At 53.9% G+C, this 22,181-nt stretch carries 23 protein-coding genes; 10 read left to right on the top strand and 13 right to left on the bottom strand.

Going from position 1 to position 22,181, the window contains the following annotated elements; translation table 11 throughout:
* Positions 1-2: 2 nt before the first annotated feature.
* Entirely contained in the window at positions 3-1,304 is a 1,302-nt protein-coding gene (locus tag HZZ01_RS03875) for a D-amino acid dehydrogenase (protein WP_179895578.1), read from the bottom strand.
* 505 nt (positions 1,305-1,809) lie between these two features.
* Between HZZ01_RS03875 and HZZ01_RS03870 the strand changes: the two genes are divergently transcribed.
* A complete protein-coding gene (locus HZZ01_RS03870; RefSeq protein WP_033732860.1) occupies positions 1,810-3,345 on the top strand; it encodes a SpoVR family protein in 1,536 nt (511 codons plus the stop codon).
* 58 nt (positions 3,346-3,403) lie between these two features.
* Here HZZ01_RS03870 and fadR read toward each other — a convergent pair whose 3' ends face one another.
* The gene (gene fadR / locus HZZ01_RS03865; protein ID WP_179895577.1) at positions 3,404-4,123 is read right to left on the bottom strand and encodes a fatty acid metabolism transcriptional regulator FadR; all 720 of its coding nucleotides are present in this window, start codon (positions 4,121-4,123) and stop codon (positions 3,404-3,406) included.
* A gap of 461 nt (positions 4,124-4,584) precedes the next feature.
* Here fadR and dsbB point away from each other — a divergent pair, with 461 nt between their 5' ends.
* Complete coding sequence (gene dsbB / locus HZZ01_RS03860) at positions 4,585-5,115, top strand: disulfide bond formation protein DsbB (RefSeq protein WP_010260580.1); 531 nt, start codon at positions 4,585-4,587, stop codon at positions 5,113-5,115.
* A 57-nt stretch (positions 5,116-5,172) separates the two neighbouring features.
* On the opposite strand, the gene HZZ01_RS03855 is transcribed toward dsbB, so the two are convergent.
* The 3 genes from HZZ01_RS03855 to HZZ01_RS03845 form a co-directional block, all read right to left on the bottom strand.
* Positions 5,173-5,619, bottom strand: a complete 447-nt coding sequence (locus tag HZZ01_RS03855; protein WP_090960412.1) for a YcgN family cysteine cluster protein — start codon at positions 5,617-5,619, stop codon at positions 5,173-5,175.
* 65 nt (positions 5,620-5,684) lie between these two features.
* On the bottom strand, positions 5,685-6,344 hold the full coding sequence (locus tag HZZ01_RS03850; RefSeq protein ID WP_179895576.1) for a fumarylacetoacetate hydrolase family protein: 660 nt from the start codon (positions 6,342-6,344) through the stop codon (positions 5,685-5,687).
* A 324-nt stretch (positions 6,345-6,668) separates the two neighbouring features.
* Positions 6,669-6,944 (bottom strand): YcgL domain-containing protein, encoded by a 276-nt coding sequence (locus tag HZZ01_RS03845; protein WP_179895575.1) that lies wholly within the window; start codon positions 6,942-6,944, stop codon positions 6,669-6,671.
* A 155-nt stretch (positions 6,945-7,099) separates the two neighbouring features.
* Between HZZ01_RS03845 and minC the strand changes: the two genes are divergently transcribed.
* Genes minC through minE form a run of 3 tightly spaced genes read left to right on the top strand, consistent with a single transcriptional unit; the run spans position 7,100 to position 8,932 of the window.
* Positions 7,100-7,813 carry a septum site-determining protein MinC gene (gene minC / locus HZZ01_RS03840; RefSeq protein WP_179895574.1) on the top strand — a complete coding sequence of 238 codons (714 nt, stop codon included), beginning with the start codon at positions 7,100-7,102 and terminating at the stop codon, positions 7,811-7,813.
* A 33-nt stretch (positions 7,814-7,846) separates the two neighbouring features.
* On the top strand, positions 7,847-8,659 hold the full coding sequence (gene minD, locus HZZ01_RS03835; protein WP_179895573.1) for a septum site-determining protein MinD: 813 nt from the start codon (positions 7,847-7,849) through the stop codon (positions 8,657-8,659).
* Between the two features lie 3 nt (positions 8,660-8,662).
* Positions 8,663-8,932 carry a cell division topological specificity factor MinE gene (gene minE / locus HZZ01_RS03830; protein ID WP_008925314.1) on the top strand — a complete coding sequence of 90 codons (270 nt, stop codon included), beginning with the start codon at positions 8,663-8,665 and terminating at the stop codon, positions 8,930-8,932.
* Positions 8,933-8,985: 53 nt separating this feature from the next.
* Here the strand turns inward: minE and rnd are convergent, their stop codons facing one another.
* From rnd to HZZ01_RS03795, 7 genes are all read right to left on the bottom strand, one after another.
* Positions 8,986-10,107, bottom strand: a complete 1,122-nt coding sequence (gene rnd / locus HZZ01_RS03825; RefSeq protein ID WP_179895572.1) for a ribonuclease D — start codon at positions 10,105-10,107, stop codon at positions 8,986-8,988.
* 98 nt (positions 10,108-10,205) lie between these two features.
* Complete coding sequence (gene fadD, locus HZZ01_RS03820) at positions 10,206-11,882, bottom strand: long-chain-fatty-acid--CoA ligase FadD (RefSeq protein WP_179895571.1); 1,677 nt, start codon at positions 11,880-11,882, stop codon at positions 10,206-10,208.
* 206 nt (positions 11,883-12,088) lie between these two features.
* Positions 12,089-12,685: a Slp family lipoprotein gene (locus tag HZZ01_RS03815; RefSeq protein ID WP_179895570.1), complete on the bottom strand. Its 597-nt coding sequence runs from the start codon at positions 12,683-12,685 to the stop codon at positions 12,089-12,091.
* A 60-nt stretch (positions 12,686-12,745) separates the two neighbouring features.
* Complete coding sequence (tsaB, locus tag HZZ01_RS03810) at positions 12,746-13,444, bottom strand: tRNA (adenosine(37)-N6)-threonylcarbamoyltransferase complex dimerization subunit type 1 TsaB (RefSeq protein WP_179895569.1); 699 nt, start codon at positions 13,442-13,444, stop codon at positions 12,746-12,748.
* Positions 13,445-13,488: 44 nt separating this feature from the next.
* On the bottom strand, positions 13,489-15,405 hold the full coding sequence (locus HZZ01_RS03805) for an ATP-dependent DNA helicase (RefSeq protein ID WP_179895568.1): 1,917 nt from the start codon (positions 15,403-15,405) through the stop codon (positions 13,489-13,491).
* A 240-nt stretch (positions 15,406-15,645) separates the two neighbouring features.
* Complete coding sequence (locus tag HZZ01_RS03800; protein ID WP_179895567.1) at positions 15,646-16,383, bottom strand: carbonic anhydrase; 738 nt, start codon at positions 16,381-16,383, stop codon at positions 15,646-15,648.
* Positions 16,384-17,040: 657 nt separating this feature from the next.
* Entirely contained in the window at positions 17,041-17,208 is a 168-nt protein-coding gene (locus tag HZZ01_RS03795; RefSeq protein WP_179895566.1) for a hypothetical protein, read from the bottom strand.
* Between the two features lie 333 nt (positions 17,209-17,541).
* On the opposite strand from HZZ01_RS03795, the gene HZZ01_RS03790 reads away from it, so the two are divergent.
* Positions 17,542-17,901 carry a hypothetical protein gene (locus HZZ01_RS03790; protein ID WP_179895565.1) on the top strand — a complete coding sequence of 120 codons (360 nt, stop codon included), beginning with the start codon at positions 17,542-17,544 and terminating at the stop codon, positions 17,899-17,901.
* A gap of 67 nt (positions 17,902-17,968) precedes the next feature.
* On the top strand, positions 17,969-18,313 hold the full coding sequence (locus HZZ01_RS03785; RefSeq protein ID WP_003852699.1) for a RidA family protein: 345 nt from the start codon (positions 17,969-17,971) through the stop codon (positions 18,311-18,313).
* Between the two features lie 12 nt (positions 18,314-18,325).
* Here HZZ01_RS03785 and HZZ01_RS03780 read toward each other — a convergent pair whose 3' ends face one another.
* Positions 18,326-18,520 (bottom strand): YoaH family protein, encoded by a 195-nt coding sequence (locus HZZ01_RS03780; RefSeq protein ID WP_179895564.1) that lies wholly within the window; start codon positions 18,518-18,520, stop codon positions 18,326-18,328.
* 110 nt (positions 18,521-18,630) lie between these two features.
* Here HZZ01_RS03780 and pabB point away from each other — a divergent pair, with 110 nt between their 5' ends.
* The 3 genes from pabB to HZZ01_RS03765 all read left to right on the top strand — a co-directional run bounded on the left by pabB (position 18,631) and on the right by HZZ01_RS03765 (position 22,106).
* Positions 18,631-20,010 carry an aminodeoxychorismate synthase component 1 gene (gene pabB, locus HZZ01_RS03775; protein ID WP_179895563.1) on the top strand — a complete coding sequence of 460 codons (1,380 nt, stop codon included), beginning with the start codon at positions 18,631-18,633 and terminating at the stop codon, positions 20,008-20,010.
* On the top strand, positions 19,994-20,557 hold the full coding sequence (locus HZZ01_RS03770) for a CoA pyrophosphatase (protein WP_179895562.1): 564 nt from the start codon (positions 19,994-19,996) through the stop codon (positions 20,555-20,557). The genes pabB and HZZ01_RS03770 overlap by 17 nt, the downstream gene beginning before the upstream one ends.
* Positions 20,558-20,741: 184 nt before the next feature.
* On the top strand, positions 20,742-22,106 hold the full coding sequence (locus HZZ01_RS03765) for an L-serine ammonia-lyase (RefSeq protein ID WP_179895561.1): 1,365 nt from the start codon (positions 20,742-20,744) through the stop codon (positions 22,104-22,106).
* Positions 22,107-22,181: the final 75 nt, after the last annotated feature.

Genomic DNA, 22,181 nt, shown 5'->3' with positions numbered 1-22,181 from the left:
ACTTAACGAGTTGCGTTGGCGTTACGCAGTGGCGATGAGGTCGCCGCGAAACCGGGTAAGTAGCGGAACACCGCCAGGTCATCCGCCGCAATGGCAGGCTTTTTACCGGAGATGAGATCGGCCAGTAACTGACCCGAACCACAGGCCATCGTCCAGCCCAGCGTACCGTGACCGGTGTTGAGCCAGAGGTTGGAGATTGGCGTGGCGCCCACAATCGGCGTACCGTCTGGCGTCATCGGACGCAGACCGGTCCAGAAACTCGCCTGCGCGACATGACCGCCTTCAGGATAGAGATCACTGACAACCATCTCCAGGGTTTCCCGCCGCGCTTCGGTGAGTTTGGTGTTAAAACCAACAATCTCCGCCATTCCGCCGACACGGATACGGTCGTCAAACCGGGTCACTGCCACTTTGTAGGTCTCATCCAGGATCGTGGAAACCGGCGCAGCGTCAGGATTTTTAATCGGAATCGTGAGTGAGTAGCCTTTAAGCGGATAGACTGGAATATCGATAACGTTTTTTAACAGCGCGGTGGAGTAGGAACCAAAAGCCACCACATAGCTGTCCGCCTTGATGATCTCCTCGCCGCACTTCACGCCATAAATGCGATTGCCATCGCGCAGCAGATGATCGACCGGGGTATTGAAACGGAACACCACGCCTGCCTCTTCGGCCATTTTTGCCAGCCGCTGCGTAAAGAGCTGGCAGTCGCCGGTTTCATCGTTAGGCAGGCGTAATCCGCCGGTGAGTTTATGCTGAGTCGCCGCCAGAGCCGGTTCAACACGTGACAGTTCATGCGCCTCTAACAGCTCATAAGGTACGCCCGCATCGCGCAGCACGGCAATATCTTTGCTGGCGCTGTCGAACTGCTGCTGAGTGCGGAACAGCTGCAGCGTTCCGCCCTGACGGCCCTCATAGGCGATGCCGGTCTCAGAGCGCAGCGCTTTCAAGCAGTCACGGCTGTATTCGGCAATCCGCACCATGCGGCTTTTGTTCTGCTGATAGTGGTTGATATCGCAGTTGCGCAGCATGTGCCACATCCATTCCAGCTGGAAACCGCTGCCATCGAGGCGAATAGCCAGCGGCGCGTGACGCTGAAACATCCACTTGACCGCTTTCAACGGCACACCCGGAGCTGCCCAGGGTGCGGCATAGCCCGGAGAGATCTGACCGGCATTACCTGCACTGGTCTCCATCGCTGCGGCGGGCTGACGATCGATGACGGTGACCTGATGTCCGGCACGCGCCAGATACCAGGCACTTGCCACTCCAACCACACCACTTCCAAGAATTACAACGTGCATAGCTCCCCCACCCGGCATGTAAAAGCATAATTCACTGTTCAGCAGATGATAGTCAGCGGATTTACACAGCGGACATCACCCCATAAATTCAGCATCCATTTCACATCTTTTTCACTTTTCAGGTAACTAAAATCTTGTCGCACAGCCAATTTCAGCGCTTTATGCGCCTCAATCCCTAAACACAGGAATAAATGACAACGGAGGCAGTTAAATCTGTGCATGGCAGGAGAATCATTCAACCCCATACATTCCGCTTATAAACAGGATGATATTCCGCGTTTTAAAATAACATTCGAATTAAAGGCTTTTAAATTCTCTGACGCACTCGTCTTAATGATTTTGTGCCAAAGAATTCGTTTGAGTTCGCATTTCGGATAAGCGACAGTGGGCTATCATTGTTGTGTTCGCTCAGTTTTTTTCGGGTTCCCTTTTTTCAGGATGAAGCCTTAAATAACCAGAACGGGTTGTCTTTCGGGTCAGCCGGTTTGCATAAAAGAGGTGCGCTATGACGACAATCTTTGACGAAGCCATCAGAGACAGCAAACGACTCAATGACGGACCAGACTGGACATTCGAACTGCTCGATGTCTACTTAGCAGAGATCGATCGGGTCGCGAAACTCTACCGGCTTGATACCTACCCGCACCAAATCGAAGTCATTACCTCTGAACAGATGATGGACGCCTATTCCAGCGTTGGCATGCCCATCAACTATTCACACTGGTCATTCGGCAAAAAGTTTATCGAGACCGAGCAACGCTATAAGCATGGTCAGCAGGGCCTGGCCTATGAAATTGTCATCAACTCTAACCCCTGCATCGCCTACCTTATGGAAGAGAACACCATGACTATGCAGGCGCTGGTGATGGCGCATGCCTGCTATGGCCACAACTCGTTCTTCAAAAATAACTATCTTTTCCGCAGCTGGACGGATGCCGGATCGATTGTCGATTACCTGCTTTTTGCCAAAAACTATATCAGTGACTGTGAAGAGCGTTACGGCGTTGAAGAGGTCGAACGGCTGCTCGACTCCTGTCATGCCTTAATGAATTATGGCGTCGACCGCTATAAACGTCCGCAGAAGATCTCCCTGCAGGAGGAGAAGGCGCGGCAGAAGAGCCGCGAAGAGTATCTGCAAAGTCAGGTGAACACCCTGTGGCGAACGCTCCCACGACGTGAGACAGAGGCGGTAGCCTTTGAGGCTGCGCGTTATCCTTCTGAGCCGCAGGAAAACCTGCTCTATTTTATGGAAAAAAACGCCCCGCTGCTGGAGCCATGGCAGCGTGAGATCCTGCGCATCGTGCGCAAAGTGAGTCAGTATTTCTATCCGCAGAAGCAGACCCAGGTGATGAATGAAGGCTGGGCGACCTTCTGGCACTACACCATCCTGAATCACCTGTATGACGAAGGCAAAGTGTCGGAACGCTTTATGATGGAGTTCCTGCACAGCCATACTAACGTGGTGTTTCAGCCGCCCTACAACAGCCAGTGGTACAACGGCATCAACCCTTACGCTTTAGGGTTTGCGATGATGCAGGATATCAAGCGTATCTGTCAGTCGCCGACTGAAGAGGATCGCTACTGGTTCCCGGATATCGCCGGTTCCGACTGGCTGGAAACACTGCATTTTGCGATGCGTGAGTTCAAGGACGAGAGTTTTATCAGCCAGTTCCTCTCGCCGAAAGTGATGCGTGACTTCCGGCTGTTTACCGTGCTGGATGACGATCGCAACAATTATCTGGAAATCGCCGCTATCCATGATGAGGCAGGCTACCGGGCGATTCGCCAGCAGCTTTCTGCGCAGTACAACCTGAGTAATCTTGAACCGAACATTCAGGTCTATAACGTGGATGTGCGCGGTGACCGTTCCCTGACCCTGCGCTATGTGCCGCAGAGTCGCACGCCGCTGGATAAAAGCCGACGCGAGGTGCTGAAGCATGTGCATCGTCTGTGGGGATTTGATGTGATTCTGGAACAGCAGAACGAGGATGGCAGTGTGGAACTGCTGGATCGCAATCCACCACGCGGTTCTTCACTCTGACGGCCCATCTGATGATGACATCTAGAAGCAAAAAACCGGACGCGATGTCCGGTTTTTTTTAGCGCTTGCTGCCCAGGTCTTCGGGCAGGTTTTTCTGCATGCTGTGCCAGATTTCACCGCTGCGGCGGCCATAGTTGCGTACCACGTCCACGATCTCATCCTGTCCAGGTTCTTTGTCGCACAGCGCCAGGAGTTTGAGATAGAAATCACGCGCGACCTGGCGGGCTTCGGGATTAGAGAAGTAGTGACGGCCAACGCGGGTGTAAAGACCTTTCAGGCCATTCAGGATCAGACCGTAAATCGGATTACCCGATGCAAACGCCAGACCACGGAATACCCGGTAGTCGAGTTCGGTGTAGGCATCCGCCTGATCGGCTGCGGCACTCACCGTCTCCAGCACTTCACGCGCTTTGTCCGGATGATGGCGCAGCGCTCGGCTGATAAAGATCGATGAAATATTACTGCGGACTGACAGCAGGTTATCAATCAGCACCGGAACGCTGTCGTGATCGAGACGGGCCAGCGTTTCCAGAATATTGAGACCGGACGTCTCCCAGAAATCATTCACCCGCGTCGGTTTACCGTGCTGAATCGTCAGCCAGCCATCACGCGCCAGTCGCTGCAGCACTTCACGCAAGGTGGTGCGCGTCACCCCAATCAATTCAGAAAGCTCACGCTCAGCAGGAAGAATCGATCCAGGTGGAAAGCGACTGTTCCAGATGCTTTCAATAATATACTCTTCAGCAAATCCCGCTGGACTCTGAGCCTTTATAACCATAGCAATGTGTTCTCGTTGCTTTTCTAATCATGATGAGGACTCATCATACCAGACGCCCTATAGCGGATATAGCCTGCATAACTATTAAAACCGGGCGCGGGCGCATATTTCAGAATGGCTGACAGTTCATTCTGCTGCGTTAAGACGACGATCATTTGATACGATTTCCCGTGCTGAAACGATGCGAGTGCCAGCGCGGCAAAATGTCATCCTGAAATCACGGAATGTCTGCACCGGATAGCCTGCGTCTGCCGTTTCGTTTGCTGCCGAACGCACCCAGCCTTGTTGACCTCATCAATGTCCGCTCTGTTTGCTGAACGGACATCACCTTTTTATCCTCATTTAACCTGCTCTGGATCAGAATCAGGTCATGTTTGCACACGATTTTTCCCCGCACCTGGCTGGTTTGCAAATGCTTTTGGTTTACACTGCGTGGCATTAACGTTTACAGGGAATGCAATATGTTGCGATATCTGAATCAATGTTCACGGGGCCGTGGAGCCTGGTTATTACTGGCACTGACGGCTCTGGCTCTGGAATTGACGGCACTCTTTTTTCAGCACGTGATGGGGCTTAAGCCCTGTGTGATGTGTATCTATGAGCGTAACGCGCTGTTCGGTGTGCTGGGCGCAGGCCTGGTGGGTGCCATTGCACCAAAATCACCGTTGCGTCTGGCGGCGCTGGCGTTGTGGATCTACAGTGCCTGGGAAGGTCTGCGTCTTTCTTACGAACATACGATGATTCAGCTGCACCCTAACCCCTTCACCACCTGTGATTTTGCTGCCCGCTTCCCTAGCGGATTACCGCTGGATAAGTGGCTGCCGTCTGTGTTCCTGGCCAGCGGTGACTGCGCAGAACGCAGCTGGACGTTCCTGACACTCAGCATGCCGCAGTGGATGATCGTGGTGTTCGCCGGTTATCTGCTGGTCGCAGCGCTGGTGCTGATTGCCCAGCCGCTGAAACCGAAACGCCGCGATCTCTTTGGTCGCTGAAACTAAAAAAGGCTGCCAGTGGCAGCCTTTTTACGCTTCAGGTTGATGCCGCGGCGCTTAGCCGTTGCGATCGGGACGATCAATGATGTGATCTTCCCAGTCCCGCACTTCACTCTCCCGCACCGCAATATAACGCACCGAAATACGCTGCGCGTGCATGGCTGTTTTCGAACCGGCCCGCAGCGGATGCCAGGCGGGTAAATCTTTGCCTTCACCCAGCAGCCGGTAAGCGCAGGTGCGCGGCAGCCAGTTAAAGGTAGTCAGATTCTCACGCGTTAACTTGATGCAATCCTCTTCCAACTCGAAGCGGCGCTCATAATTACGGCACTGGCAGGTTTTAATATTGAGCTGATCGCAGGCGACATTGGTGAAGTAAATCTCATCGGTGTCGGCATCCTGCAACTTGTTCAGGCAGCACTGTCCACAACCATCACACAAGGATTCCCATTCCTCATCGCTCATTTGTGCCAGGCGTTTTTGTTGCCAGAAAGGGGTGTCAGTCATGATGATATATCCGGATTGTGCCTAAACCGCACCTTATAAAGCCTATGCTGCAGTGATGCAAGTTTTTAGAGTACTCGCGTACTGATGCCGTGACCCGCCAGGGAGACTTCCAGCTGGTCACCCGAACGCATTGGGCCCACCCCTTCTGGTGTTCCGGTCAGAATTACATCTCCGGCACGCAGGGTAAAGTAGCGGCTCATATGGGCAATCAACGGCAGGATCTTATGAATCATGTCTTCGGTGTTGCCGTGCTGACGCACTTCACCATTCACCACCAGCTTCAGCTCGACGTTCTGCGGGTCGCCGCTGAAATCCGAAACCGGGATAAAACCGGAGACGGGACAGGCGTTATCAAAGCCTTTGGATTTTTCCCACGGCTGGCCCGCTTTTTTCAGTCCGGACTGCAGGTCACGCAAGGTCAGGTCCAGCGCCACGCCATAGCCTGCAATCGCCTTAGCCACGTGTTCTTCGGTCGCCTGCTTCAGCGTCGCGCCAATCAACACCGCCAGTTCCACTTCGTGATGCACTTCGCCAAAGGCGTCAGGAATCGACAGCGGCTGGCGCAAATCACACAGCGACGTCTCCGGCTTGATGAAGATGACCGGCTCGGTCGGCGTTGCACTGCCCATCTCTTTAATGTGTTTTGCGTAATTGCTGCCGACGCAAACCACTTTGCTGACCGGAAAATCTAACAGAGCGCCTTGCCAGTTACGATGCTGATACATGATCATCCCCTGTTCAGGTTAGGTGTGATGCCAGCGCTGCTGGCGGGTTGATGTTTGCTTAGGCGTTGTAGGCCTTGATCGAAATGCCAGCCTCATGGCGTGATAATAAGATCCTTTTAACGTTCCAGCGTATGGAATTTGTCAAAAAGCGTAAATAGAGGCCTCGGAGCGCTGAATAATCGTACAAATCACGAGAAAAAAATGCGCAGGAAATTTAGTCATGCGTGAAACAGATAAGCTACACGGTTATTTTACGCGGCTTCAAAGCAATATAATCCTGCCAGGATCGCACCGACAGGATTTATATTTACAGAAGAATCCGAGTTAAACTTTTTTATCGGCCTCTAAATGAATTTTTAGCAGACTTTCAATTGGCGGGGGAAGCTGTAAATAATAGCCCTGCTCACTCAATCCCTGCTTCACTTTATTGATATCCGCGTTAGCCAGCCTGTCGCGCCCCGCCAGCTTTAGCACCATCGCCAGCTGCGGCTTGCCAAAACCTTTCAGCAATTCTTGCGGAACGCGTGAGAAATCGTCCTTTTTTTCAACATAGAGATAAGTCTGGTCACGTAACGGGCTTCTGTAGATCACACAAAACATATTTTTTACTCGAATTAACCGGCGTTGAGGCTTGTCTGAATATAGCTGTAACTATAACATGCTTGCAGAACTTCGAATATTCACCGTTAGCGCTTCATCGATGATTTTATCATCGCCCTGCTAACGGTAGTGAAAACAGGACTGAGTCGGGACAGATGTCGCAAACGCCAATCGAATTCAAAGGTAGCAGTTTCACCCTGTCTGTCGTCCATTTGCATCACCATGACCCTGCGGTGATTCGTAAGGCACTTCAGGACAAGATTGACCAGGCTCCGGATTTCCTGAAAAACGCCCCGGTTGTACTTAACGTTGCCACATTGAGTGCCGATGTTAACTGGAAACAGCTGCAGCAGGCGATTCTCGCCACCGGTTTACGCATCGTTGGCGTGAGCGGCTGCAAAAATGAAGCACTGAAAAGCATGATTTCCCGTGCAGGCCTGCCGGTTCTGGCAGAAGGTAAAGAGGCCAGGCCGCGCGCTGAAGCGCCGCAGCCGGCTCCCCTACCTGAACCGCTGCCGGTTGTAACCGAGACGGTGGCAACCAAAACCCGCATCGTGAATACACCGGTGCGCTCAGGCCAGCAAATTTATGCGCGTGACGCTGATTTGATTATCACCAGCAGCGTCAGCGCCGGCGCCGAGCTGGTTGCCGATGGCAACATTCATATTTACGGCATGATGCGTGGTCGCGCGCTGGCAGGTGCCAGCGGTGACCAGAACTGCCAGATTTTTTGTACCCACCTGGCCGCCGAGCTGGTCTCGATTGCAGGAGAGTACTGGATCATGGATCAGATCCCGCAAGAATTTTTTGGCAAAGCTGCGCGCCTGTGCCTGCAGGATGGCGCGCTGACTATCCAGACACTTAATTAGGCCCCTTTTCTTTTGTTAAGGAAATCAACATTTATGGCACGCATTATTGTAGTTACATCCGGTAAAGGGGGCGTTGGTAAGACCACGTCAAGCGCGGCCATCGCCACCGGTTTAGCGCAGAAAGGCAAAAAGACAGTTGTCATCGACTTTGATATCGGTCTGCGTAACCTGGATTTGATCATGGGCTGTGAACGCCGCGTGGTCTACGATTTCGTCAACGTCATCCAGGGCGATGCCACACTCAATCAGGCGCTGATTCGCGACAAACGCACTGAAATGCTCTATATCCTGCCTGCGTCGCAGACCCGTGATAAAGATGCGCTGACCCGTGAAGGTGTTGAAAAAGTCCTGAACGATTTAGCAGCAATGGAGTTCGATTTCATCGTATGCGACTCACCAGCAGGAATTGAAACTGGCGCACTGATGGCGCTCTACTTTGCCGATGAAGCCATTATCACCACCAACCCGGAAGTCTCTTCTGTCCGTGACTCCGACCGCATCCTTGGCATCATCTCCTCCAAATCCCGTCGCGCTGAAAACAGTCAGGACCCGGTTAAGGAGCATCTGCTGCTGACCCGTTATAACCCTGGCCGGGTGAGCCGTGGTGATATGCTGAGTATGGAAGATGTGCTGGAAATCCTGCGCATTCCTCTGGTCGGCGTGATCCCTGAAGATCAATCGGTGTTACGTGCCTCTAACCAGGGCGAACCGGTGATTCTTGACGGCGAATCTGATGCTGGCAAAGCCTATGCCGATACCGTTGAACGGTTGCTCGGTGAAGTACGCCCCTTCCGCTTTATCGAAGAAGAGAAGAAGGGTTTCCTGAAACGCCTGTTCGGGGGATAAACCATGGCATTACTTGATTTCTTTTTATCCCGGAAGAAGAACACTGCCAACATAGCCAAGGAAAGGCTGCAGATTATCGTGGCAGAACGGAGAAGGGGCGACAGTGAGCCCCACTATCTTCCGCAACTTAAGCGCGACATTCTGGAAGTGATTTGCAGATATGTGAAGATCGATCCAGAAATGGTGACGGTTCAGCTTGATCAGAAAGGTGATGACATCTCGATTCTGGAGCTGAACGTCACGCTGCCGGAAACGGATGAAGTGACTAAATGACGCTGACCGTTTTCTGAATTTCCCCTGCGCTCTGGCAGGGGAAATTTAACCGGCTAACAACCCGCCAGAATGTCCTCAATGCCGGGTTTCAGCAGTTCGCCTCGCCATCCGGTGAGTAACTCCGGCTGACGTCCCTGTGGCTTAAGGCCCCAGTGCTGACTTAATACCTGATTAATCTGACGTCGTGACGCCAGTAACTCCTGACTGAATCCACTCTGCTCGCTGACCTGCTGCACCAGCGCTTTCATCGCCTTAAACACCTGCTTGTAGTGCGGATGATCGATCAGATTGCCCAGCGGAGCCGGCAGTTCACTTTCGTCCAGCGCCTCGGCTTGGGCCACGAGTGCCACCAGCGTTTTACCGTGGAAACGGATTTCATGGCCTGACAGCCCCAAATGATCCAGCTCACCCAGTGAACCGGGCATAAAGCGCGCGACTTTCCACAGGTGCTCTTCACGTACCACAAAGTTCACCGCCATATCCTTTTCACGTGCCAGCTTCAGACGCCAGGACGCCAGTCGCTGCAGTGCAGCCAGCTGACGCGGGCGAAGTTGCCAGGCATTAGTGATATCGCGCCATGCTTCCTCCGGCGACAGGCTATCCAGACGACGCTGACACAGATTATTGCACTCACTCAGTGCCGCCGCCATGTTGCCGGCCTCTTCCGTATTAATCATCAGCTGACGGGCAATTGGCAGCAGATAGTGAACGTCCGCCGCCGCATACTCACACTGACGCTGGGTCAGAGGGCGTGCCAGCCAGTCGGTACGTGATTCACTTTTATCGAGTTCGACCTGGGTGAAATGCGCCACCATTGAAGCAAAGCCCCATGAGAGCGGCTGGCCAGAAAATGCCGCCAGAATCTGGGTGTCGATCATAGGCGTCGGCAGCACGCCGAAACGGTGCAGGAAGACTTCCAGATCTTCACCACCGGCATGCAGGAATTTAGTCACGCCGGTGTCGGTGAGTAAAGCAATAAAGGGTGACCAGTCACGGATATTGAGCGGGTCAATCAGCACCAACTGATGATCGTCGAACAGCTGGATCAGGCCAAGCTGTGGGTAGTAAGTGCGGGTGCGGACAAATTCGGTATCCAGTGCCACCGCCGCGTGCTGGCGCGCTTTCTGACACACGTCTGCCAGTTGATCATCCTGGTCGATAAGAGAATAGTTCACGTCTGATTTCCACCGCAGCCAACAACGCGCGGCGCTCCATGTTAAAAACAATAAAAACGCCGGACATGCCGGCGTTCAACCTCAATTCCTGCCCGAATTCAGCTCGCGCCGGGTTTAGCCTCATCGCGCAGCTCACGCCGCAGGATCTTACCAACGTTGGTTTTGGGTAACTCATCACGAAACTCAATGATTTTCGGCACCTTGTAACCGGTCAGCTGACGGCGGCAGTGGTCGAGCACGTCTTCTTTAGTCAGCGATGCATCTTTTTTCACGATGCAGACTTTGACTGCCTCGCCAGAAAGATCGCTGGGCACACCAATTGCCGCGGCTTCGCGCACTTTCGGGTGCTGCATCAGCACATCTTCGATTTCATTCGGATAGACATTAAAACCGGAGACCAGAATCATATCTTTTTTACGGTCAACGATGCGAATAAAGCCTTCCTGATCAACGGTAACAATATCACCGCTGTGGAGCCAGCCATTTTTCAGCACTTCCGCTGTCGCTTCCGGGTGATGCCAGTACCCCAGCATCACCTGCGGGCCACTGATACAGAGCTCACCGGGTTCGCCCGGCGGCACTTCGTTGCCCGCGTCATCCAGAATTCGCACATCGGTCGAGGGGACCGGCAGGCCGATACTGCCAGTGTGACAGCTGATGTCATACGGATTGACCGACACCAGCGGCGAACATTCCGTCAGGCCATAGCCTTCCAGCAGATAGTGCCCGGTCAGTTTTTCCCAGCGCTCGGCCACCACTTTCTGCACCGCCATCCCGCCACCGGCAGAGAGACGCAGTGTAGAGAAATCGAGCTTATTGAACTGCGCATCGTTAAGCAGCGCATTGAACAGCGTGTTAACGCCAGTAATCGCGGTAAACGGGAATTTACCCAGCTCTTTAACGAAACCGGGAATATCGCGTGGGTTTGTGATCAACAGATTCTGACCGCCCAACTCCAGGAAAAGCAGGCCGTTCACCGTTAAGGCGAAGATGTGGTAAAGCGGCAGCGCGGTGACAACACACTCTTTACCGTCGCGAAGCACTTTGCCGTAGGTCGCGCGGGTCTGCTCCAGATTCGCCTGCATGTTGCGATGGGTCAGCATCGCCCCTTTGGCCACGCCGGTTGTGCCGCCCGTATACTGCAGGAAGGCGAGATCGTCATTCGAGAGGGTCGGGCGTTGATAGTTGAGCGTGGCGCCCACTTCAAGGACATGGCGAAATGAAATGGCACCCGGCAGATGATATTTAGGCACCAGCTTTTTCACATACTTGACGACAAAGTTAACCAGTGTCGCTTTTATCGGCGCCAGCTGATCCCCCATGCGGGTCAGGATGACGTGACGCACCGCTGTGTCCGCCACCACTTTTTCCAGGGTATGGGCAAAATTCGAGACGATAACAATGGCGCTGGCACCGCTGTCATTGAGCTGATGCTTCAGCTCACGTGGCGTATAGAGCGGATTAACATTGACCACCACCATACCCGCGCGCAGCACACCAAACAGCGCCACGGGATACTGCAGTAAGTTCGGCATCATCAGGGCCACGCGGTCACCCGCTTTCAGGCCAAGCTGCTGCTGGAGATAGGCGGCGAAAGCACGGCTCTTCTCTTCCAGCTGGCGATAGCTCATCTTCTGACCCATGTTCACAAACGCGGGTTGATCGGCGTAGCGTTTTGCAGCCTGCTCAAACAGATCCACCAGCGAGGTGTAACGATCTGCACTTATTTCGGCAGGCACATCTGCCGGGTAGCGTTTCAGCCAAACCTTATTCAAGGATCCACCCCGATAATTATGTTGTATTTCCATCGCTGCCTCAGCCAATCTGGTTTGTTAACAATATTTTAACTGATTGTACCAGTTTGCCTGTTTCGGCATGTTGAGGTTGCGAAGTGCATCACTAAATTTCGTGCTAAGAAAACAGGCCAATAAAAAGCCCGGCAGCGAGCACCGCGACCGGGCTGGATATAATAATGTGTAAACTACTCAGTCAGAATGGTCTGGACCTCTGTCGGGCCACTGTTGACCATTCCCCAGTAGGGATTAGGGCCCCAGTATCCACCGCGATGGCGGGTTGGACCATACCAGATCCAGGGATCCATTGGCTGTGGCGGTGCCGTCACCTGCTGAGCGAGCCGCCAGCGCTGATAGCCACGCACATCAATAACCGCAAATTTGTAATCTGCCTCACCAATTTTGCCCTGCTCCGTGCCCTTCAGCGTGCCCAGCACGGTGACATACTGATTTTTCACATCCACCGGATCAACAAAACCGTGGATGTCGGCATAAATCCGGCCAACCGAGGCCGCACCGAGACGCGGTCTGGCACTGTCATCCAGCGGCTGTGCCGCAATCTCAAGCCGGGTTTTGCCGTTCAGGTTAGTGACATTCACTACCTTGCCGCCAAAGCGCGATTCCTGCCCGACAAAGATTGAGGGATCGCTCATGACCCGCAACAAATCCTGCTGTGGCTGAGGTGAGCTGCCCTGCAACGTGTCAGGAATGGAGACACAACCGGTTAACGCCAGCACACAGGTCAGCAGCAGCCCTGAAAGCCCTTTACCACACATTGACGACATAGACGTTCTCCCGTTAGGTAAAGACTTAGACTGGACGCATAACAATAAGTTGCGTGCATTTTACCGGCCAGGTAATTTTTTCCATGCGACTTCATTACGCAGATAGGTGGGCTCCGCCGTCTCCGGCAGCAGCGTATTCCCCTGCGCCAGTGCATGGCTTGCCAGCGGCAGCATATCCTGTGCGGCAGGCAGGGTAACCTCACTGTCGGTCAGAGTCAGGGTGTGCCCCTGCTGCAGGGCAGGATAAGCCTGCCAGCCGGTGCCAGCCGTCATCCACTCGCCAGAAAGCGCCTGCATCCGCGCCAGTGCCGCCTCGGGCGACAGCACGCTTTCGCTGGCTTCACCCTGCCAGGCTCCCTGCTCATCACGCTGATATTCGGCCCAGTAGACCTCGCCCATGCGCGCATCGATAGCGGTTAATACCCGGGTTGCCCCGTGCAGACGCCATGCGCCTTCGGCCAGTGTTGCCAGTGTTGAAACCGCGATCATCGGCAGTGAGGCACCCAGTGCCAGGCCCTGCGCAATACCAATCCCAATCCGCACGCCGGTAAAACTGCCTGGGCCGCGACCAAAAGCGAGCGCATCCAGATCGGTCAGTTCCAGCTGCTGCGCCTGCAGGAGTTCCTCAACCAGCGGTAGAATTCGTTGGGTGTGATCGCGCGGGGCAATCTCGAATCGGGCATCAATCTGTTGCTGATTCAGCAAGGCGGCTGAACAGGCTTCTGTCGCCGTATCCAGCGCTAAAATTCGGGCTGACATGACCACCTCAGAAGAAAGAAAACGGCGCGCATCTTAGCATAAAATTACGCGTCTGGTTCGGGTTGCTGGCGGATAAAGGCGATGGCGCGGGCAATGTCACGGGTGCGCGGCGTCGGCGGCAGACTATTGAGAAACAGCGCGCCATAGGGACGAGAGACCAGCCGCTGATCGCAAATCACCAGCACGCCACGATCGTCCGTATCACGGATTAAACGTCCCACACCCTGCTTCAGCGTAATGACCGCATCCGGCAGCTGCACATCCGTGAAGGGATCGCCGCCACGAATCCGGCAATCTTCCATTCTGGCTTTTAACAGCGGATCTTCCGGTGAGGTGAACGGCAGTTTGTCGATGATCACCAGCGACAGGGCATCACCCCGCACGTCCACGCCTTCCCAGAAACTGCTGGTCGCCACCAGCAGGGCGTTGCCCTTGTCGATAAACTGTTTCAGTAACTGACCTTTGCTGGTTTCACCCTGTACCAGCACCGGCAGTGTCATTGAGGCACGAAACTCTGCCGCCAGCTCACGCATCATCAGGTGCGACGTACAGAGAAAGAAACAGCGGCCTTTATTGGCATCAATCAGCGGCTTCATCATCGCGGCCAGCTGACGTGCCCCACCCGAACGGTTAGGTTCAGGCAGATTGCGTGGAACGCAGAGCAGTGCCTGTTTCGCAAAATCGAACGGGCTGTTCAGAATCAGACTTTTTGCCGCATTCACACCCAGCCGTTCGGCGAAGTGGGTCATCTTCTCATCCACCGCCAGAGTGGCCGATGTGAAGATCCAGGCCGCCTTGCGGTTATCCATCACCTCACGGAAGCGTTCGGCGACTGAGAGCGGCGTCAGCGCCAGAATAAAGTGACGCGAGGTGCATTCATACCAGTAGCTGTAGCCCGGCTCATTAATCGCCCGCAGCCGTTTTAATCGGGTACGGTATAGCGCGGCGCGCTCAAAGGCGGCATCCAGCAGGGCTGAACGACCCAGTGAGAGTTTGATGACGTCGTAACAGAGCTCCAGCGCATCATCCAGCAGAGTGAACATACGGAGAATCTGGTTATCGCTCAGCAGTTCGCGCAGATTACCGCGATAGCCGGGATCGCCTAATGAAAGCCGGAAGTCCTGTGCGCATTGCGCCAGGCGGTCAGCGGATTTCTGCAGCTGCTGGGCATCGCGCACTTCAGTGCGGTAGGCAGTGATAATATCTTTGGCAAGATCGAGTAACTGGCGGCTGGAGAGCTGCTGACCAAAATACTGACTGGCGATATCGGGCAACTGATGGGCTTCATCGAAGATCATCACATCCGCTTCGGGAATGAGTTCGCCAAAACCGCCCTCTTTAACCACCAGATCGGCCAGAAACAAGTGATGGTTGACGACAACTACATCGGCGTCCATGGCACGTTTACGCGCTTTAACCACGAAACACTCTTTATAGCGTGGGCAGTCGGTCCCCAGGCAGTTATCGTTAGTGCTGGTGACCAGCGGCCAGACCGGACTGTCTTCGGTGACGTCCGCGCAGCTGCTGATGTCACCATCTTCGGTCTGTGATGACCAGCTGCGCAGCGTCACCAGATCGGTCAGCGCCTGCACGGTGAGATCGCCGCCCGCCATTGATTGCTGCTCCATGCGTTCCAGACACAGATAGTTGGATCGCCCTTTCAGCAAAGCGGTTTTACCTTTAAACTTCAGCGCCTTGACCATAGTGGGCAGATCGCGGCCATAGAGCTGATCCTGCAGCGCTTTAGATCCGGTGGAGACAATCACTTTTTTACCGGCCCGTAAGGCAGGTGCCAGGTAAGCATACGTTTTACCCGTGCCAGTTCCGGCCTCAACCACCAGTTCGCCCTGCTGTTTAACCGCTTCAGACACCGCCTGCGCCATCTCACGTTGTGCCTCACGCGGCTTAAAGCCTGCGATCGCCAGCGCCAGCGCGCCATCCACTGCAAAATCGTCTGCCACATACCCTCACTAAGAACGGCAAAAACACTGTAATTATGTCAGTATTGGTTCAACAAAGCAAAATGGATAATTATCAACACGTTATGTATTTCTGACTGATTAAGTTACGTGAATCAATGACCCGGAAGGGTGTCTGGCAGATGTGAAAAAGGCGGCTCATGCCGCCTGAAGAGAAGTGCCTGCAGTGCCTGTAAACCTTGAGGCAAACCTGCCCTGCAGAGAAGGCAGTAAAAGGGGTGACTACTCTACAATCATGCGACCGTTGAGATGCTGCAACGGACGATTGTTGGTGGTTTTCAGCGCCTGTCTGAACGCGTCGAGCTGAGCCTGAGACAGCGTAACCGGCTGTTTCATCACCAGCCAGCGAATCCCTTCGCTGCAGGGGGGCGTTGTCAGAGAGCCGCTGAAGCGATAATAGTGCAGGTCTTCCGGGAAAAGATCGCGTAAATTCACCTGGCGATTAATACTGACCTGCTGGTTTTCCTTTTTCGGCATCGCAGCAATCAACGGTGCCAATGCCGGATTCTCTTTACCAACGTTAAACATCACAGCGACCACGGCCAGATCGCCATCTTCCTTGCTGTGAACAAAGTGTGCTTCAAGAGGAAAAGTTTCTCCATTGATCTGGTTTTCACTCGGCGTGTGGAAGTGATACTGACGTAAAGTAAATTTTTCCCTGTCCAGAACAAAGTCATCTTCTTCATCAACGGTGACCTGAATCGTATGACCGTTGTTAATCACTTTCTCAGCTGAAGTATGGTAAGCCAGATCCAGCGCCTGCAAATGGCCTTCGATAGGATCCTGAATGTTAATCGGCGACTGAGATTTACCTTCGTGACAGATGTGGAAGTCTCTGGTCAGCTCACTCCAGTGCTCCGGGCCGGCTTTGCCTTCATAAGTCCAGTGCGGCTCCGCCGCACCTGCTGCGCTGATGAAAGAGATGGCCATAGCCAGACTTAACACTTTTAAACGTTTCATTTCATCCCTGCTTAATAAGCTAATGTGTGGCAGGGATAATATTCCGCAGACATTAAATTCAGCAAGGTGACAAAATGCGTTAAATCAAAATCAGAATGAATTTAGAATTTAGAATTTATAATTTATAATTTTTATCGATGTTAATTTAATTAACATCGTTGATGATAATACTTTATTTATGCGGTTTAACGGTGCCGTTTATCTGAATACATTGTTTTATCTGCGGGGTTTTAATGTATTGCAATTTCAGAGCGGAATCTTTCGGCAGGCATAAGCCTGAAACAGCATCAAACGAGGGGGATCCGGGCGCATTACGTAAGAAACCGCAAAACTGCACGACAGGCAGTTTTGCGGTGTAAGCCAGCATCAGAAGAGACAGGCGTTGTCATACAGCCTTTTAAAACGGCTAAACATCCTTTTCTAACGGATCGTCTTCCTCATCTTCTTCTTCATCTTCCGGATAGATCCCGGCATCATCTGGCAGCGGTTCAACGTAATCAGGACGTTCAGACATAATTACCTCCAGTGATAAATAGCAGTGCTGCTATCTCAACTGAGCATAGTTAACCCGCATCACCTGCCGCACATTTTACGCCTGAAGTGTGAGCCAAACGTAAAATTGCTGTAAGGGACTGAAAACGGCCTCACCGCACAACGCTAATGGTGTATATAAAGCGCGCCCGCCAGCATGATGATGAACAGCACCGCAAAAGTGATGACTCCCTGCCTGGTGCCTTTGGATAAACCCACAAACGCCGCGATAACAATAAACAGCAGCGTCAGTGCGCCTGCCATAACCCAAAACAGATACTGCGTATTCGCCATGCTCTAATCCTCATCCTGTGGCGCGAAATTACGCTGTTTTATAACATTTTTAAGCTGATAGCGCCCCTGATTCCGTGACTCTTCCCGCCCGTTTTCATCATTGATATGCGGATGTCCCACTCCCGAAGCTGCTGGCATAACAGTGTGATGCAGTTATCAAATGCAGAGTAAGGCCGCGAGGAAATAAAGGCCCGGTTTATAATGATTAAACCAGCTTACCGTTGGGATGTGGCACCCGTAAGCTGATGTGCTGAGACTGGCTTAACATTGCCGTTCAGGCGGTGTGAAGCAGATGGCCTTAACCCGACTGCCTGACTCAGGCGGAGGAACGTTATGAACTATGTCCGCATCGGCTCTCTGGCTGGCGTGCTGCTGCTTTGCGGCTGCCAGACACCCACTCCTGAACAGGCGCGTTTACAGCAACCTGTTTTTCAGGGCCAAAGCACCCGCACCGTTCCTCAGCTCAGCGACTGTATCTATCGCGGCTGGTCCACCACCAGCGTTATTGCACGGGATAACACCACCCACACCCAGCCGAACGGCAGCGAGATCAGCGTCTTTACCTGGGAAGATTCGATTTTTGCGGATGTTTCGCCCCGCCGAAAAGGCGCCGATGTGAAATATTTCACCACCTTCAGGATGGCCCCTGAGGTGATGGCGGACAGACAGGCGGTCGTTGAGCGCTGCCTGTAATGCGTAAAGGGTGACAGCGATGTCAGGAGTGTGCCAGGCTAATGCACATTTAATCAGGGAGAAACCGATGAGTATTACCCGCATTGATCCGGAACATCGTATGTCCGAAGCCGTAATTCACAACGACACCATCTATTACACCAGTGTGCCTGAAAATCTGGATGCTGACGCAGAAGCACAGACCGCCAATGCGCTCGCGGTGATTGATGCCATTCTGACCCGGCTTGGCAGCGATAAAAGCAAAATTCTGGATGCGACGCTGTTTCTGGTTGATAAGGCCGATTTTCCTGCCATGAACCGCGCGTGGGACGCCTGGGTCTCGCCGGGTAATGCGCCGGTGCGTTGTACGGTTCAGGCCGGTCTGCTGAATCCAAAATACAAAATCGAAATTAAAATCATCGCCGCACGTTAATCATGTCGGGCGTTATTCTTCTTCGTTTTCGTCATCTTCGTCTTCGAACATCGCCCTGACACGTTCGCCCTTGTGATTCTGCCGGATTTCCTGCGCCACCTGGGCGATCGCTTCACCGCTTGATAAACCACCCGCCATCAACGCCTGAATACGTTCGACGGCCTGCTGTTGCTGCTCATGTGAGAGAGCCGGTAATCCAATAAACATGTTTCACTCCTGCGTTGGGTCAGACAGTATCCCACGTGGAACAAACAGGTGCCAGTCATGAAAAAATATGTCAGTCTGACTGCCACTTTGCTTTCTGATTTGTCTGCCCGATGATTGTTGAAACCCTCACGCTTGAATATACCCCGGATGCGCTGACTCAGCGTTTTGCTACCCTTGCCCATCTGCCCTGGGCGATGCTGCTCTCCTCCGCGCAGGCCAGCCACAGCGACAACCGCTTTGATATTCTGACCGCCGATCCTCGCGCCACCCTGGTCACCCACGATGCGATAACGACCATCAGCAACCCGGCCGGCACGACCCGATCCACCGCCGATCCGCTGTTATTGGTTCAGCAGCAGTGTGATGCGCTGGGCGTCAAGCCAGAGGCCAGCGATGCCCTGCCGTTTCAGGGGGGTGCGCTGGGCCTGTTTGGTTATGATCTGGGCCGCCGGTTTGAGTCGCTGCCCCAAAAAGCCGCCGCCGATCTCACGACGCCAGACATGGCGGTGGGGATTTATGACTGGGCGCTGATTGCCGACCATCATCAGCGAACTCTGACGCTGGTGGCGTTGAATAACATTGAAGCACGCGCTGCCTGGCTGACTGAGTGGCCAACGCGCGAAATCGCCCCCTTTTCACTGACCAGTGGCTGGCGCTCTAATCTGAGTTATGCCGAATACGCAGCGCGCTTTGCCGCGGTTCAGGCTTATATTCAGGCCGGTGACTGTTACCAGGTTAACCTGGCACAACGTTTTCAGGCCGGTTATCAGGGTGATGAGTGGCAAGCATTTTCTCTGCTTAATGCAGCTAACCGTGCGCCATTCAGCGCGTTTCTAAGGCTGCCTGATAGTGCGATCCTCAGCCTGTCGCCAGAGCGCTTTCTGTCTCTGAATAACAAACAGATTGAAACCCGTCCCATCAAAGGAACCCGGCCACGCTGCGAAGATCCTATTGCCGACGCACTCCAGGCTGAGTCGCTGCGCCACGCAGAAAAAGACCGCGCCGAAAACCTGATGATTGTCGATTTAATGCGCAACGATATTGGCCGCGTGGCGCTGCCTGGCTCGGTCACCGTGCCGGCGCTGTTTGTGGTTGAACCCTTCCCCGCCGTGCATCATCTGGTGAGCACAGTGCGGGCGCAGTTGCCTGACACCCTGCAGGCCACCGACCTGCTGCGCGCCTGTTTTCCTGGCGGCTCAATTACCGGTGCGCCCAAGATTCGCGCGATGGAGATTATTGATGAACTGGAGCCGCAACGCCGCAACGCCTGGTGCGGAAGCATTGGCTATATCAGTTTGTGTGGCCGGATGGATACGAGTATCACTATCCGCACGCTGATTGCCGAAGGTCAGCAGCTCTACTGTGCCGCCGGTGGCGGGCTGGTGGCAGACAGCGATCCGCAAGCGGAGTATCAGGAGACGCTCGACAAAGTCAGCCGGATATTACCGGCCCTGGAACAGGCAGGAGGTTCAGTTGGCACTGACGCTTGACGTTTTTCGCAGCCGTTTTCTGTTACAGCAGCCTGCACGCAGCACGCAGCGCCTCTCCGGACGCCATGCTGCGGTGCTGGTGCCGATTGTGGCACGACCTGAACCGGGTCTGTTGCTGACGCAGCGTTCGCACGCCCTGCGCAAACACGCCGGACAGGTCGCCTTTCCCGGCGGAATGCAGGATGACACCGACGCCTCGCTGATCGCTACCGCACTGCGTGAAGCGCAGGAAGAGGTCGGCATCGATCCACATCAGGTCGAGATATTAGGGGCGCTGCCCGCCGTGACCAGCAGCACTGGTTTTCAGGTGACACCCGTGCTGGGCATTATTCCGGCCGACCTGCGGTTAACCATTAATCCTGATGAAGTCAGCAGCGCCTTTGAAATGCCGCTGGCTGAGGCTTTGCAACTCAGCCGCTACAGCGCGCTGGAGGTGCAGCGGGCTGGCATCCGTCATCCGGTCTGGTTGTCGCGCTATCAGGATTATCTGGTATGGGGCATGACTGCCGGCATTATCCGTTCATTGAGTACTCAGATCGCATTCTGAGACTTTTTGCCCTTCTTTCCTTTGCAAGCCCGTCAGTGAACTGTCGGGCTACGCTATAATTTTTTCTATTGGTTTTGATAAGTTTATTTCATGCGAAAAGCCGCTCTTTCCTGGTGCATGGCTATTACTATGGGCGCCATAAACTGCCCCGGCAGACTGATAATAATTGTGAGGAGTGTCACCTGTGATTAGTGTTTTCGACATGTTCAAAGTGGGTATTGGCCCCTCAAGTTCGCATACTGTCGGCCCGATGAAAGCGGGTAAGCAGTTTGTGGATTTGCTTTGCGAACAGGGAAAGCTGCAGGAGGTCACCCGGATCGCCGTAGATGTGTATGGTTCTCTGTCTCTGACCGGTAAAGGACATCACACAGATATCGCCATCATTATGGGTCTGGCGGGTGAATCACCGGACACGGTGGATATTGATGCGATCCCTGCGTTTATTAAAGATGTTGAACAGCGTGAGCGGCTGCTGCTGGCAAAAGGCGCACATGAAGTCGATTTCCCACGCGAAGGCGGCATGGTGTTCCGCAGTGAGAATCTCTCGCTGCATGAAAATGGCCTGCGCCTGCTGGCGTTCACGGGCGATCTGCTGATCCTGTCGAAGACTTATTACTCCGTAGGCGGCGGCTTCATCGTGGATGAAGAGCATTTTGGACAATCGGCACTGGATGAAGTCTCAGTGCCCTGGCCGTTCCACTCCGCCAAAGATCTGCTGTCACACTGCCGTGAAACCGGCTTGTCGCTCTCTGGCCTGGTGATGAAAAACGAACTGGCGCTGCACAACCGCGACGAAATCCATGCCTATTTCACGAACATCTGGCAGACGATGCAGGCCTGTATCGATCGCGGTCTGAATACCGAAGGTGTATTGCCTGGGCCGCTGCGTGTGCCACGCCGTGCCGCTTCCTTGCGTCGCCTGCTGACCTCCTCTGATAAGCATTCCAGCGATCCGATGATTGTTATCGACTGGATCAACATGTATGCGCTGGCCGTTAACGAAGAAAACGCCGCGGGAGGCCGCGTCGTGACCGCGCCTACTAACGGTGCCTGCGGTATCGTGCCTGCGGTGCTGGCTTACTACGATCACTTTATCGAGCCAGTGACACCCGACATTTTCCTGCGCTATTTCCTCGCCTCTGGCGCTATAGGCGTGCTGTACAAAATGAATGCCTCTATTTCAGGCGCGGAAGTGGGCTGCCAGGGCGAAGTGGGCGTGGCCTGTTCTATGGCGGCGGCCGGTCTGGCTGAACTGCTGGGCGGCAGTCCGGAGCAGGTCTGCGTGGCGGCTGAAATCGGCATGGAGCATAACCTGGGGCTGACCTGTGACCCGGTCGCTGGTCAGGTTCAGGTGCCCTGCATTGAGCGTAATGCGATCGCCTCGGTTAAAGCGATTAATGCGGCGCGAATGGCACTTCGTCGCACCAGCGAACCCCGCGTCTCGCTGGATAAGGTCATTGAGACCATGTATGAAACCGGCAAAGATATGAACGCGAAATACCGTGAAACCTCGCGTGGTGGTCTGGCCATTAAAGTTCAGTGTGATTAAACGAAACGTTTAACTGTCTAAATAACGTGCAAACGTAATAAAATCCGTATCCTGCGCTATCCCGGCGCAGGTTTA

Source organism: Pantoea sp. WMus005 (assembly GCF_013415305.1).
GTDB classification, from domain to species: domain Bacteria; phylum Pseudomonadota; class Gammaproteobacteria; order Enterobacterales; family Enterobacteriaceae; genus Pantoea; species Pantoea rara.
Note: the sequence above shows the minus strand (reverse complement) of the source record. Positions and strands in the feature narration are given on the sequence as shown.